8 protein-coding genes and 4 pseudogenes are annotated in these 13,968 nt (G+C 65.8%); 7 read left to right on the forward strand and 5 right to left on the reverse strand.

From position 1 onward, the window contains the following. Window positions 1-55: 55 nt before the first annotated feature. The 7 genes and pseudogenes from NQU54_RS46850 to NQU54_RS46875 form a co-directional block, all read left to right on the forward strand. A pseudogene (locus NQU54_RS46850) lies at window positions 56-970 on the forward strand (IS701 family transposase); the annotation flags it as partial. Between the two features lie 661 nt (window positions 971-1,631). Beyond that, entirely contained in the window at window positions 1,632-2,018 is a 387-nt protein-coding gene (locus NQU54_RS46855) for an SsgA family sporulation/cell division regulator (protein WP_257636375.1), read from the forward strand. 565 nt (window positions 2,019-2,583) lie between these two features. After that, window positions 2,584-3,703 (forward strand): annotated as a pseudogene (locus NQU54_RS46860) (PP2C family protein-serine/threonine phosphatase). Window positions 3,704-4,246: 543 nt separating this feature from the next. Continuing rightward, window positions 4,247-4,606 carry a transposase gene (locus tag NQU54_RS46865; protein WP_257636376.1) on the forward strand — a complete coding sequence of 120 codons (360 nt, stop codon included), beginning with the start codon at window positions 4,247-4,249 and terminating at the stop codon, window positions 4,604-4,606. Between the two features lie 567 nt (window positions 4,607-5,173). Then, window positions 5,174-6,610, forward strand: a complete 1,437-nt coding sequence (gene ltrA, locus NQU54_RS46870) for a group II intron reverse transcriptase/maturase (protein WP_257636377.1) — start codon at window positions 5,174-5,176, stop codon at window positions 6,608-6,610. A gap of 153 nt (window positions 6,611-6,763) precedes the next feature. Next, window positions 6,764-7,048 (forward strand): annotated as a pseudogene (locus NQU54_RS50480) (IS3 family transposase); the annotation flags it as partial. Between the two features lie 142 nt (window positions 7,049-7,190). Then, window positions 7,191-7,535: pseudogene (locus NQU54_RS46875) on the forward strand (transposase); the annotation flags it as partial. Here NQU54_RS46875 and NQU54_RS49895 read toward each other — a convergent pair. The 5 genes from NQU54_RS49895 to NQU54_RS46900 form a co-directional block, all read right to left on the reverse strand. Beyond that, the gene (locus tag NQU54_RS49895) at window positions 7,471-7,950 is read right to left on the reverse strand and encodes a transposase (RefSeq protein WP_308408550.1); all 480 of its coding nucleotides are present in this window, start codon (window positions 7,948-7,950) and stop codon (window positions 7,471-7,473) included. The pseudogene NQU54_RS46875 and the gene NQU54_RS49895 overlap by 65 nt on opposite strands. Before the next feature lie 102 nt (window positions 7,951-8,052). Beyond that, complete coding sequence (locus tag NQU54_RS46885) at window positions 8,053-9,066, reverse strand: threonine aldolase family protein (protein WP_257636378.1); 1,014 nt, start codon at window positions 9,064-9,066, stop codon at window positions 8,053-8,055. Then, window positions 9,063-10,976, reverse strand: coding sequence for a S9 family peptidase (locus NQU54_RS46890; protein WP_257636379.1), 1,914 nt, complete (start codon window positions 10,974-10,976; stop codon window positions 9,063-9,065). Before NQU54_RS46890 ends, NQU54_RS46885 begins: the two co-directional genes overlap by 4 nt. An 11-nt stretch (window positions 10,977-10,987) precedes the next feature. Further along, window positions 10,988-12,520 (reverse strand): peptide MFS transporter, encoded by a 1,533-nt coding sequence (locus NQU54_RS46895; RefSeq protein WP_257636380.1) that lies wholly within the window; start codon window positions 12,518-12,520, stop codon window positions 10,988-10,990. A 114-nt stretch (window positions 12,521-12,634) separates the two neighbouring features. Beyond that, the gene (locus NQU54_RS46900) at window positions 12,635-13,549 is read right to left on the reverse strand and encodes a LysR family transcriptional regulator (protein WP_257636381.1); all 915 of its coding nucleotides are present in this window, start codon (window positions 13,547-13,549) and stop codon (window positions 12,635-12,637) included. Between the last annotated feature and the right edge of the window lie 419 nt (window positions 13,550-13,968).

Consider the following 13,968-nt stretch of genomic DNA (forward strand, 5'->3'; position numbering starts at 1 on the left):
TAGTAGGACTCCGTCAGGTCTTCCGGTTCGGCCTGTTCCTGGGCATGTTGGGTGGATGGACGCACATGAAGTGAACCGTGTCCGGGCGAAGTTGGGGTTATACGTGGCTGACGTGTTCGCGTCGGTGCCGCGCAAGGACCAGCGGGCCAAAGGTGACTGCTACCTGCGGGGACTGATGTTGGACGGCCGCCGCAAGTCGATCCAGGCCATGGCCGCTCGGCTGCCGGACGGCAACGAACAGAACCTGCAGCAGTTCGTGAACCAGTCCACCTGGGACCCGGTGCCGGTGCAGCGGCGCATCTGCGAACGCGTGCTGCCACTGGTCAACCCGACGGCCTGGGTGATCGACGACGTGTCGCTGCCCAAGGACGGAAGAATGTCGGTCGCCGTGGCTCCGCAGTACTGCGGAGCTCTGGGCAAACGCGCCAACTGCCAGGTCGCGGTCAGCGTCCACGCCGCCAGTGACACGGCCTCCTGTCCACTGCAGTGGCGGCTGTTCCTGCCCAGGGAGTGGGCGGCGGACACCGGCCGCAGGACCGTCACCCGCATCCCGCCCGGGGCCGGGCACCGCGAGAAGCGGCGACTGGCGGCGGGCATGCTCGACACGCTGGCCGGCTGGGGCATGAGGCCGCCGGTCGTGGTGGCCGACGCCGCCTACGGCACCAACGCCCACCTTCGGACCGCCCTGGCAGAGCGGGGAATCCACTACATGCCGGCCGTCCGCGCGGACGTGACCGCCCACTCATTCGACGCCCAACCCACAGCCCCGGACCGCAAGGGCCCCGTCGGCTGCCGGCCCCAGCCCCGCTACCGCCACCCCGCACCCTCAGTGGCAGCCCTTGCCACCGGCCCCGGGCAGGAAGCGTTCACCTCCCTCACCTGGCGGCAGGGCTCACGCGGCGAGTTACGTTCCCGCTTCGCCGTGAGAGAAAAAAAGAGAGGAACCATGACAAGCGGGACTGTTCGTCGGACTGTCGTCGCGATCGCCTCGACCACCATCGCCGCAGCCGGACTGCTCGCCACCGGCGGCACCGCCTCGGCGGCGATGCACCCGAGCAGTAGCCAGTCGGGCGCCGTATCCACCGTCCGAATCACCGACCACCACAACGAGGACCGGCACAACCACAACGGGGACCGGCCCAGCGCACTCGGCAGCCGGGGCAGCGACGGCCGTGGCCACTGGAAGCAGGATCACGACGGAGGCCGCCATCGGATCCGGCACGACGACCGCCACGACTACCAGGCGCGGATCGACGAAGACCGGCGCCAGTGGGTCCTCGACCAGAGCCGCTGAGCCGAGAACCACGGACACACTTACTGGGGTAGCGTGGAACGCCACGACCGTTCACACCGCTGAGAATCGCGGGTCCCAGGACCACCGCCTGGTCCGCCGCACACCGACGGGCAAGTGACACGGACCGAATCACTCCCCGCACCACACGTGGGCGGGCACCTCAGGGCAGCGGGGGCGGCATGCGGCGTCATGGCCGCTCAAGGGACAGCAACGACCATGACGCCGCATGCCGCCCCCGCGCGAAGGCCCCGCAACCACCGCCACCACAACCCAGGCGCCACCCCAGACCCCGAACCACCACAGAACCATGGCCACTTGCCTAAACCACACTCTCGACATGGAGCTCGTGTCACCCCTGGGCACACGGCTCCCGGTACCAACCCACCTGCTCTACAGGTCGCAGGACCCGCTGGTGGTGGAGTTCCTCTTCCATGACCCCGCCCGAGGCCCCGTACCCTGGGTCATCTCACGCGAGCTGCTCGCCCTGGGAATGCTGGCACCCAGCGGAGAGGGCGACGCGCGGATATGGCCTACCGGGACCGGCCCAAACGCCCTCCTGCACCTTCTCCTCACTTCTCCGGGCGGCCTCGCCCACCTCGTCGCTCCGCTCCCGGCCCTCGAACACTGGGTGTACCGCACTTACCAGCTGGTACCCGCCGCCCAGGAGGCCGAGGCGCTGGACCTGGACAGCCACCTCGACCGCTTCCTGAACGGGGCGTCCTGAACGTACCCGCCGCGAGGACCTCGGGGAAACTGCCTATGAGTGACCTGATCCAGGCTCCCAGGCGATCGCGACAGTCTCGCGACGGCGATCTCCAAGGCGCTTGAAGCTCGCAATCCCTACACCCTGCGACGATACGGGCTCCATCTGTAGAGGGCGAACTCGTTCTCTGAGGACTCAGATGAACGGTTGGCCGAGTCTCTCCGTGCTTCAGCCTCGCGTCCTTCTACCCTGCTGTCCAGACGGCTGCGGCCCCGTACTCCAGCATGGTCTCCAGGTCGGTCGTGGCATCGGCGCCAAATTCGCGAGGGACAGCCCATGCACCGGAGGCCCCGGGGAACGGGAGCGTGCGGGTGTTCGCGGCGACCCGCCGTCCTGCCGATTTCGTCACCATCCGGGAGGGGCGGGGTACCTGCTCGGCCCACACCGCACCGAGGGGCGGGCATTTCGCGAAGGAGAGGCTCCGTCGCCTCAACGCAAGGGGTCCTCGAGGCGACGCGCCAGAGGCACCTGCCACAAAAATCCGACATTATGTAAGAAGAGCTCACTGCGTCCAGGCGGGATAGTCATGAAAGAACCAGAAATCGACTACATGGCCGTTTTCCAAGCCCTTCCAGGGGCGGTGGCTCTCCTGACTCCGCAGCTGTTCTTCGCGGACGCCAACGAGGAATGGCTGCGCGTGATCAACCGCAGCCGCGTGCACGTCATCGGCCGCTACATGCCCGATGACTACGCTGACAGGCCGAATCATCCCAACGCGGCCGTGGCGCGCAACATCGAGGAGTCCCTGCGCCGGGTCGCGAGAACCGGCAGGCCCGAGACCATGGAGCTGCAGCGGTTCGATCCGACGGACACCACCATCCAGCCCCGGGCGGCGGAAGCGCGCTACTGGAGCATGACCAACGTCCCTGTCCCGGGCGCGGACGGGCAGGTCGCGCTGCTGCTGCACCGAGTGGAGGAGGTCACCGAACTGATCCAGGCCCGCGTGGTCGCGTTGAGCCTGCAGGAGGCGATGCTGCCTGCTCCACGCGAGGTCGGACGCCATCCGGTGGCCGTGCGCTACCGGCCCGCCGTCGGCACGCTGGAGGTGGGAGGCGACTGGTACGACCTGGTGGATATGCCGGGCGACCGTCTCGGGGTCGCCGTGGGCGACGTGGTCGGTCACGGACTGTCCGCGGCCAGCGTCATGGGGCAACTGCGCAGCGCTCTCAGTGCCGCCTCGCGGTCCTGCGGCGGTCCCGCCCGCGCCTTGGAGATCCTGGAGCTGTACGCCCGCTCAGTCGTAGGAGCCGAGAACACGACGGTGGCCAACGCGTTCGTCGACTGGAACACCCACTGCATCGCCTACAGCAGCGCCGGCCACCTTCCACCGGCCCTGTTGCGGAGTGACTGCACCGTCGAGTTCCTGGACCGGGCCACCGATCCGCCACTCGGCGCCCGCCTCAAGCACGGCCCCTGGCCGCAGGCCACGACGCCCTTCACCGAGGGTGCATATCTTGTGCTGTACACCGATGGCCTGATCGAGCGTCGGAGCGAGGACATCGACACCGGTCTTGCCCGGCTCGCCGACTCCTTGACCCGCCACTGCGGAGCCGAGGCCGAAACTCTCGCCGATGCCCTGCTGACGGATTCTGTTGCCATCGACAGGCATCAGCGATGACACCGCCCTCGTCATCGTGCCGCTGTAGGAGGCCCTCAGCTTGTCCTACCTTCCAATCGTGGGTCTGAGCCGGTCGTTCGTAAGATCGGCGGGCCGGGGGTTCTGGGTATGGCCGTGCGCTTGTCGCCGTTGGATGGCTCAAAGAACTTGGCCGCCCGGAGCCCCGCGACGACTCGACCGCTACTGTGATCCTGAATCCACCGCCTTGGATTGAAAAGGATCTCCTAACGGTTTTCTGAGCTGGTGCCGGGTCGGTGCTCGATTTGGGGCAGGTGGTATCTGCTGGTCTGCCCAGCTTTTCCACGGGTTCGGTTCCGGGGCCCGTCGATTAATTAAGGGCTCACAGAGGATCAACATGCTGTTTTGTGGGACTGCTGTTTGCGAGGAACGCGGTGACGTCAGCCGACGTCCGGAACCTGGCTGTCGAGGGTGGAATGGTGTAGCCGTTCTCGGCCAGGAGGGGCTGGACTTGGTGTACAGCCCTGGTGAAGGTGCTGCCATGTGAGGTTCCCCCGAGATGCGGGGAAAGGTGACAGCAGGTCAGGTGGATCTCACGAGATGAGACCAGACGATGCCTGCTCCCGGGAAGTACCCGCTGGAGTTGCGTGTCCGCGCGGTCCGGATGTATCGCGCCGCTGAGCCGAAGCCTGTCATCCGCCGTATGGCCGAGGAACTCGGGGTGCATCACGAGGCCCTGCGTACCTGGATCCGGCAGGCCGGGGCCGACGCCGGCGAGCGGGACGACCTGCTCACCACCGCCGAGCGCGAGGAGCTGGTGGCCTTGCGCAAGGAGAACGCCCAGCTCAAGCGGGCGAACGAGGTGCTGCGGACGGCCTCGGCTTTTTTCGCGGCCCAGCTGTGCGCCACGAGGCGCGATGTTGATCGAGAGGTGGTGAAAGGCCACTTCCGTCAGGCCGTCGCAGCGGCCTGATCGAAGCTTGGGGGCAGCCTGATCCGGGGAACGCCGGGGAGGGTGGCAAGCGGCCCCGACGAAGGCGGAACGTACCGAAACTGCCAGACGGTGCGGGCCCGTTCAGCGAGGTCAGAAGGTGTAGCGAGAGCGAACCAGTGGTGGAAGCTCCGTAAACGCGAAGCCGGGTCAAATCTGGTGGATATGGGCCGGTTTGCAGTGCGTGGGACGTCCGATTCAAGGAGTCGGGGATCCCAACTCCGAAGCCGTGTAGCTGTAACGGTGGGGAGGCCACGTCGAAGGTCTGCGGCGTAAGCGTGGCGATGCTGCCGGAGTAGAGCTGGGCGCCTCCCTGACCAATCGATCACATGGTGAACGTGGGAACCATCCGCGGTCGCCCTCTTGCTGGACAGCCGGTTCAGCGGTGGGCAGGTCCGTTGCCGATTGAGGGCCGTGGGATGGGGCGGAGGCCCCGTAGTAGTCGCGGGCATGACGACCCGCCGTGGAGGCCGTGAGAGACGGCCGCAGGGCGAAGGGGGCCAGCAAGTCAGCAGTCGAGGCTGCTGGAATATCGGGAGGTTTTCGCTGGTGAATACCGACGAACTGGAGCACGCCTTATACATGGCGGAGCGACGGGTACTGAATATCCAGACCAAGCTGCACCGTTGGGCTTGTGATGATTCTCATCGCAGGTTCGACGACCTCTACAATCTCGTTGCCGATCCGGGCTTCCTTCTGGTGGCCTGGGATCGGGTGAGGGGTAACAAGGGTGCCCGCGCGGCTGGAGTGGACGGGCGCACGGCGCGTTCCGTCGAGGCCGGGCAGGGAGCCGGGGATTTCCTTGACGGACTGCGGTTGCAGTTGAAGGACCGTAGTTTCCGTCCGCTGCCGGTGCGTGAGCGCATGATCCCGAAGGCCGGTGGGAAGCTCCGCCGTCTGGGGATCGCGACCGTCACCGACCGGGTGGTCCAGGCATCCTTGAAACTGGTGCTGGAGCCAATTTTCGAGGCGGATTTCCTCCCGTGTTCCTACGGGTTCCGCCCGAACCGCCGGGCTCATGACGCGGTAGCCGAGGTGCCCTATCTCGCTTCGCGGCCACGCAATTATGAGTGGATCGTCGAGGGAGACATCACGGCCTGTTTCGACGAAATCTCGCATTCGGCCCTGATGGACCGGTTGCGGCATCGAGTCGGTGACAGACGCGTCCTGGGACTGGTTAAGGCTTTCCTCAAGTCGGGCATCCTCGGAGAGGACCGCCTGCTGCGGGAAACCACCGCCGGAACCCCACAAGGGTCGATTCTCTCGCCTCTGCTCAGCAACGTGGCGCTGTCGGTCCTGGACGAGTACATCGCCCAGGCGCCGGGAGGCCCGACTGCTGGGAAGGTGGACCGCGCCAGACGGCACCGCCATGGTCTGCCCAACTACCGACTTATTAGGTACGCGGACGACTGGTGCCTGATGGTCTTCGGCTCGAAAGCCGATGCCGAGGTCCTGCGCGAGGAAATCACTGAGGTCTTGTCCACGATGGGCCTGCGCCTGTCACCGGAGAAGACCTTGATCACCCATATCGATGAGGGCCTGGACTTTCTCGGATGGCACATACAGCGCCACCGCAAGAGAGGGACCAGGCAGCACTTCGTCTACACCTACCCCGCGAAGAAGGCTGTCCAGGCCGTGAAACGGAAGGTCAAGACATTGTGCCGAGAGGTCGAAGTGAACCAGCCGTTGGATGACCTGCTTCGTCGACTGAATATGACGTTGCGGGGCTGGTGCGCTTACTTCCGGCCAGGAGTGTCCTCCGCGACCTTCTCCTGTCTGAGCCACTACACGTGGCAGACAGTTTGGCGATGGATCCGGCGCAAACACCGCCGGTCCACCTGGAAGGAACTCCGCCACCGCTATTGCGGCGGCGGATGGTGGCCCACCAGCGAGAACAGGGAGCTGTTCGATCCCGGGAAGGTAGGCACGACCCGCTACCGTTACCGAGGTTCGATAATCCCGGCTCCCTGGCCCATCGCGGGATGAGGATATCCAACACGCGGTCCATTTCGGGGCTTGTGGAGAGCCCGGTGCATTGAGAGGTGCCCGCCGGGTTCGGGAAGCGGTCCGGGGAAACGGGCCGGCCGAAAAGCCGGAACCGCGCCCCGGGCCGACTTTCACCGACCCGACCCGGCCCAGGTGACCGCGCTCATCGACGAGCACCCGCACCTGGGGGCCGAGCCCGTACTCCGGGAACTGCACATTCCCCCCTCCACCTACTACCGCTGGCGACGCGCCGGGAAGGAACCGTGTGGTCGGCGCCGTCAGGACGCCGAACTGACAGACAGGATCCGCCAGGTCCACCAGGACTCCGGCGGCATCTACGGCTCCCCGCGCGTGCACGCCGTCCTCAGGCGTGAGGGCGTGCATGTCGGCAGGAAGCGTGTCGAACGGCTTATGCGCCAGGCCGGCCTGGCGGGGATCAGCCCCCGCAGAGGCAAGGGCTTCACCCGCCGTGACCCGGACGCCGACCTGGCCCCGGACCTGGTGCAACGCGACTTCACGGCGCCCGCGCCGAACCGGTTGTGGGTCACCGATCTGACCATGATCTCCATCAGGGGGGGGACCGCTGTGGCTGTCGGCCATCCGGGACGCGTTCTCCCGCATGGTCGTGGCCTGGGAGACCTCCGCCCACGCCGACGCCGACCTGGTCCTGTCGTCGCTGGAGTATGCCCTGGCCAGCCGCGAGGTCGCCCCCGGCGAGCTCGTCCACCATGCCGACCACGGCACGCGATACACCTCCATCAAGCTCACGACGCGGCTGGTCGGAGCAGGGATCCAGGCATCCATGGGCTCGGTCGGCGACTCGTTCGACAACGCCCTGGCGGAGAACCTGTGGATACTGGTCAAAACCGAGTGCATCCGCGGCCGCACCTTCGCGACCAGGGCCCAGGCGAACCTCGCGCTCTTCGAGTACATCGACGGACCCCGTTGCCCAATTCGCTCATGCGGCAAGGGCGAGGGCAGTCAGCCGTGATGTGCGTGTGCGGGCGAGTGGGGTGTCGTTCCACCAGGCATCCAGACGGATCAGGTTGATTGCTGCTGCGGTGAGAAACGTGCGCGAGGTGTGTTTTGGCCAGGCCCACATAGCGTGTCCGACGGGCTCCCGCGGTCGTTACGGCCTGGTGGATGGTGCCTTCCACGCCTGCGCGGGCTGCGTAGCGGTCCTTCCACTCGTCCGTGGCCTGCTCGGTGCGTACGCGTTCCAGCATGGCGTCCTGATCCTGGGGGCGGACGGTCAGCTGGCGTCCGTACTGGGTGGATCGGGTGCACTGGTCGCGCACGGGGCAGGGCGCGCAGGTGGTGGTCGCGAAGCGGATCCGGATCCACGAACCGCCCTCTCACGATCAAGCAGCGTGGCACCCAAGACAGGTGTGCACGCGCCAGAGCCACCGGCCCACGCTGTAAACTGCGGGGGGGCGACAGGATCAGGAACGCTGAAGACCCTCGCGAATGGTTCCGACCACGCGTTCGAGGTCCGCTGCAGTGACGTCATGGTGCAGCACCATTCGGAGTCGATCCACACCAGGGCCGGCGAGCAGCACGCCATGCTGGGCAGCGTAGTCAACGAGGTGCGCCTTTCCCGCTGGCCCCGTCGGGGTCTGAACGAGGACCATGTTGGTCGCGACCGTATCTGCCTGCACCATGAGACCAGGAAGCTCTGCCAACGCATGGGCAAGCATGCTGGCGTGTTCGTGGTCCCGAGCGAGTCGCTCCTGTGCGTCACTCAGGGCACAGAGGCCTGCTGCCGCGATAACGCCGGCTTGTCGCATTTGCCCGCCCATGAGCCGCCGTACGTCACGGGCTGTGCTGATCCACTCGGTGTCGCCGGCCAGGATCGAGCCGACCGGCGCACCGAGCCCTTTGGACAGGCACATCATGACGCTGTCGCCGGGTTGGGCCATCTCCTTCAGCGAGGTATTGAGTGCGACAGCGGCGTTGTAGAGCCGTGCTCCATCCAGGTGTACCGGGAGGGAGTCATGCTGTTGCCAGAGCGCTGGATGCCATGGAATACCGCCGGCGGCATTGTGTGTGTTCTCCAAGCAGAGCAGCCTGGGGGTGAACTGCTCCAGTCCGTCCGTGTCGGGGAAGCCTGTGTGGTCGGCGAGTTGATGTGCCCTCAGTCCCAGAAGACGTGGGTCGAAGGCCCCGGCTTCGTGTCGCATGAGGTGGGAGGATTCCCCCAGAGCGACCACATCGCCGCGCTCGCACCATGTGCGCAAAGCGATGAGGTTGGCCTGGACGCCGGTGGCGGTGAGCAGGGCAGCAGGCTTGCCCAGCAGATCGGCGACCACTTCCTCGAGTTCGCGGACGGTGGGGTCACCATAATGACCGTCGGGCAGCAGCCGTCCGTCGTCGCCCACGTCGGCCGTTGCCATCGCCTTCCGCATGGCCGCAGTGGGCGTGGTGACCGTGTCGCTGCGCAGGTCTATATAGGTCACGCCAGCTCTCCGTCGTGTTCGGCCGTCAGTTCCGATGGGTACCTTTCGGGGCGCCCGTGCAGGTGGGTGTCGAGGAAGGTGAGCAGCGCGTGGTACCAGGCCCTGGTCGCCTGGACGCTGGAAATCCGGTGCCCTTCGTAGGGCAGGTACAGGAAGCGGTGTGCTGAATGGCCCTCACCGTCCATGGCCAGCCGGGATTGGGCCAGCAGGTCGCGCCATTGGGCCAGGGCCTGCTCGCGGGGCACGCAGGTGTCCCGTCCTCCTTGGCTGACCAGCATGGGGATCCGGATGTTGTTGACCTGCCAGCGGGGTGAATGGCCTCGGCGGATGCCCGCATCCATGCGGAGTCGGAAACCGGCCGGATCGTCAGTGACGGTGTGGAACTGCTCGAGGTCCCAGGGTGGAGCGTGCGCAACTGCGGCGTGAAAGTCGTCGCAGTTCGCAGCCGCCCAAGAGGCGAGGTAGCCGCCGTAGGAGGTGCCGACGACGGCGACCCTGCCTGCGTTGATGTCGGGACGCGCGGTGACGGCTCTGGTGACATCGAGCAGATCACGGAATGGGGCGCCGCCCCAGTCTCCCCATCCCCGGTCGATGAATGCCTGGCCGTAGCCGGTGGACATCGCGATGTCGGGCATCAATACCGCGGTGCCGCGGGCGACCAGGGGCCAGGGAGAGCGAGCCCACCGCCAGCCTGCCCAGGACACTGCGGGTCCCCCGTGGGGCCACACGACCAGCGGTGCCGGATTGTCCTCGGTCGCAGTGGGCGGAAGCATCAGCCGCCCGTGGATCTCGACACCGTCTCGTGCAGGGATCCACAGGTCGGTGACGGTGCCGGCAAACTCAGGCTGCGTGGCAGGCAGGCCCAGAGGACGGGGTTGCTGCGGTGCGGCACAGATGTCCAGCCGTACCGACTCCGCCGGTACCCGGATGGTCGCACGGACCGCGAAGGCCACTTCCTCGGTGGGATGCACAAGCGGCTGCTCGTATGCGCAGTCGTCGTCGGTCAGCCTCATCACGCCGGAGGAATGTACGGAAACGAGGAACAAGGGCGAACTCCCCGCCTCGTCGGCGCTGACAAGAAGGTGTTGCCCGCCTGGCAGCCAGCCCTCCGGCTTTCCCCAACGGTCCCAGTTCTCGGCGAGGGGGCTCACATTTCCTGTTGCTGTGTCCACGATTGCCAGGGAACGCCGTTCGCTGAGACCGGCAGTGAGCCGCACGGCCTGGACGGCTGCGCTGGTGCCGCCCGGGGCGAAGGGACCGGCCAACAGCCGGACGTCGTCCTCCTGGTGGAGGACTGTGATCTCCCCGGTGTCGGTCTCGATGAGCACCAGGTCGATGCGGAACTCACCGCGTTCCCCAGCTCTGCGCTGATTGGCCAGCACCCGCCGTCCGGAGCGGTCGGGAAAGAACCCGAACTTGGCCACGAGTCCGGTTCCTGCCACTGGAATGCGCCGCAGTGTCCCGTTCTCGAGGATCGACAGCGTCGGATGGCGGACCCGCTCGGAGTCGTCGTTCAGGATCGGGGTGTTCCGATGCAAGGCGGCGCCGCCCAAACCGGCTCCTTGCGATGAGCTACCGACCACGATGATGCGCGTGCCGTCAGCGGTCGGTACGAGCGACTCGATCGCATCACCCGGCCCCAGGCGACGGCGCCTGCCGGAGGTCTCAAGCACCACCAATTCTCGATCGTCGACGAGATGGAGGTCGCCTTGGGCGAAGCAGAATGCCGAGATCCGGCCGGTGGACTCGAACAGGGTGCGTGGTGGCTTGACGGCGAAGGGATCGAGCTCGCAGAGCTCGGAGCGGTATCTGTCGTCCTTGCCGAGGTGGTCGACCACGCCGACCAGTCGGGCGCCGTCGTGACTCAGCGCCATGCCCCGCCAGCGCGGGAGACCCACGAAGTCGTCCACTTGTGTTGCGTTCACTTGGTTCCTCCTACAACGAGTTGGTTTTGGCTCGCGTCGGTGCTGTGGTGGTTCTGTGCCAGGTCCCGCATCCTCCTGGTGATCGACGGGCTGTACAGCATCAGCACGAAAGTCAGTGCTGCCGTGATGGCCGTGAGCCAGTAGTAGAAATCCGCATCGGAGAGTTCGTCCATGTAGCGGATCACGGCTGCGGCCACTCCCTGAGCGACTGCGTTATTCAGAAGCCATACTGCCATTCCCTGCGCCTTGAAGGCTTTTGGCATAAGCATGGTGGTGGCAGCCGCGCCGACCGGCGATATAAACATGACGCCCACGGTCTGGATCACGAATACGGCCAGGAGCACCCACCACGGCGCGAGTGAACCGCCGGCGGGCCACCGTTGGAATGCCAGCCCCATCAGCAGCGCCGAGAGCGCAGTCACTCCGGTGCCGAAAACGAATTTGTGGGCCAGGCCCGGAAATTTGCCCGCCCGCGTCGTGAACCAGGCCGCGAGGAACGGGGCGAACAGCACGATGACCGCAGGGTTGATGGACTGGTACCACTCGGGCGGGATGTGGAAGCCGCCGATTCGGAGATCGGTGTGCGAGGCCGCGAAGGTGGCCATCTTGACCGCTGCCTGTTCCTCGATCATCCAGACCAGAAGGGCGGCGAACCACAGGGGCAGGTAGGCGCGAACGTTACGGCGCTCGAACGGTGTGACCGAGCGGCTGCGGAACAGCACTGCGAAATAGCCCAGTGCGGCGGCTGCCGACAGTACCGATACCGTTCCGATCACCGCATCCGGTGTGTTGTGGGAGAACATCAGGAACAACAGGAAGACTGCCACGGTCACCGTGACAGCTCCTGCCGAGCCGACGGCGAGTTTCGTACGCTGGTGTCTGGCGAGCCGTTGGGTGGGGTGCATGGCCTCAACGGGCATGCTTGACCGGCCGATCAGGAAGACCAACAGGGAGAGGGCCATCACGACGGCTGCTGCAGCGAACCCTGCGTGGTAGCCGCCAGCCGCACGCAGCATCCCCACGATCAACGCGGCGCAGAACGCGCCGATGTTGACTGACATGTAGAGCAGTTGGAATCCGCCGTCACGGCGGAGATCGCCATCCCGGTACAAGGTGCCGGCCATCGTCTGCACATTCGGCTTCAGCAGGCCAGTGCCCACCGCGACACAACAGATACCCGTCCATGAGGCAGCCTCTACCGGAAGGATGAGCAGCAGGTGCCCGGTTAGTACGATCACTCCGCCGTAGAGGGTCGAGCGGTACGGGCCGACAAAACGGTCCGCGAGCACGCCTCCTAGGATGCTGAGGAAATACGCCGATGCGCCGTAGACCGCCACTAGGGCTTGTCCGCTGGCTTTACTGAGAGCGAGTCCCCCGTGTGCGGAAGTATCGATGATGAAGTACAGCAGAATCGCGCGCATCCCATAGTAGGAGAAGCGCTCACAGGCATCCATGGCGAAGAGCCATTTCAGGCCCGCTGGATGACCGAAGAACTCGGTGGAAACACCGGAATCTGTTGCCTTGGACATAAGACTCCCTCGAGGGCAATACCGCGCGCCGTCAGCGGCTCGATGGCGGAACTCGGTTCTCCTATGTTGCTGCACTGCATCGCCCGTCGAGTAGCGCAACCTGCTCGGGGGGTATTAAGTGGGGCTTGCCCCTGTGGCCTCTTGACATGCCGCGCGTGCGTACTTCAGCAGAGCTCGCATCACCGGGATGCCTGCCTTGTGTTGCTTGCTGACCAAGACGATCGTCCGTGTCACCGGCGACTCAAGTCCGCGTGCGACTGCCCCGGTGAGGGGCTGGGGGAGGGCGAGTTTTGGCACGACAGCATGGCCAACGCCCTCTGCCACCATGGCGGCCGCGACCCTCGGATCGGGGCTGTAGGCCCGGACCAGGGGAATCACCCCGGCCATCCGGCAGACGTCCAGGAAGGCGAGCGAGGACGGGCTGTTCTCGCCTTCCAGCAACAGCGGCTCGCCCGACAGCTCCGAGAGAGGGATCTTCTCCCGCGAGGCAAGTCGGTGCCCGGCAGCGATCAGGAGGCATGTCTCGTCACTCGCCAGATCCGAACAGCGCAGTTCCGCGCTGAGTGGACTGTCTTGCGGATAGCGGGCCATCAGCGCAGCATCGGCGGCGCCTGTAAGCAGTCGATCCAGACACTCCTGGCTGCGCATGACGTCGAACATGACCCGTACGTCGGGATATTCGCGGCTCAGTCCCACGAGCACGGCCGGCAGGACCGACCCGACCACGCTGGGAAAACAGGCAAGTCGCAGCTCACCTGTGCGCCGCACGCCGAGCGAGCGCACAGCTTCTTCGGCGAGATCGAGCTCTGCGATCGCGCGCATGGCATGGTCTACCAGGATGCGCCCGGCCGGCGTACAGCGGCTACCGGCGGGCGAAGTCTCCACCACTTCCGTACCAACGGCCCGTGCCAGGGCCTTCAGTTGCTGGGAGATCGCCGACGGCGTCAGGTGCATGGCTTTCGCAGCCGCCCCAATGCTTCCGCGACGGTCCACTTCGACTAGAAATCGAAGTCGGTCCAGACTGAGCACGCCGCCTCCTACGAACCTTTGCTCACATTACATGCCGTACATATGTGGCAATGCTCGCATATGTACTACTAACGGACGTCAGTGGTACATCCCTCCCGGCACCTCTATCGGACACCACAGTCCGGAAAGTCCGAGGCTGGGAAGTCTGGCGGCTCCGCCAGGAAAAGGGTGCCTCGGGGTACGAGCAGGGATACGAATACGCGCCTGACAGTAGATACAGCAGGCCCATGGCGAGCTTCGACCCGCTGGGAGATGCCACCGCATGTGTCGGCAGTCTTCGTCGGCTTCAGCGGGCTCACTCTCGTTGGGCGAATGGCAGTGAGACTATAGCGGCGGAGCGGTTGGCGAGTTGCTCGCGGAGGGCAACATTCTGGGCAGGGAGGGCGTCGATGACGGTGGCTGCGGCCTCGACCTGCTCC

The organism is Streptomyces malaysiensis subsp. samsunensis, assembly GCF_024519315.1.
GTDB classification, from domain to species: Bacteria; Actinomycetota; Actinomycetes; order Streptomycetales; family Streptomycetaceae; genus Streptomyces; species Streptomyces malaysiensis.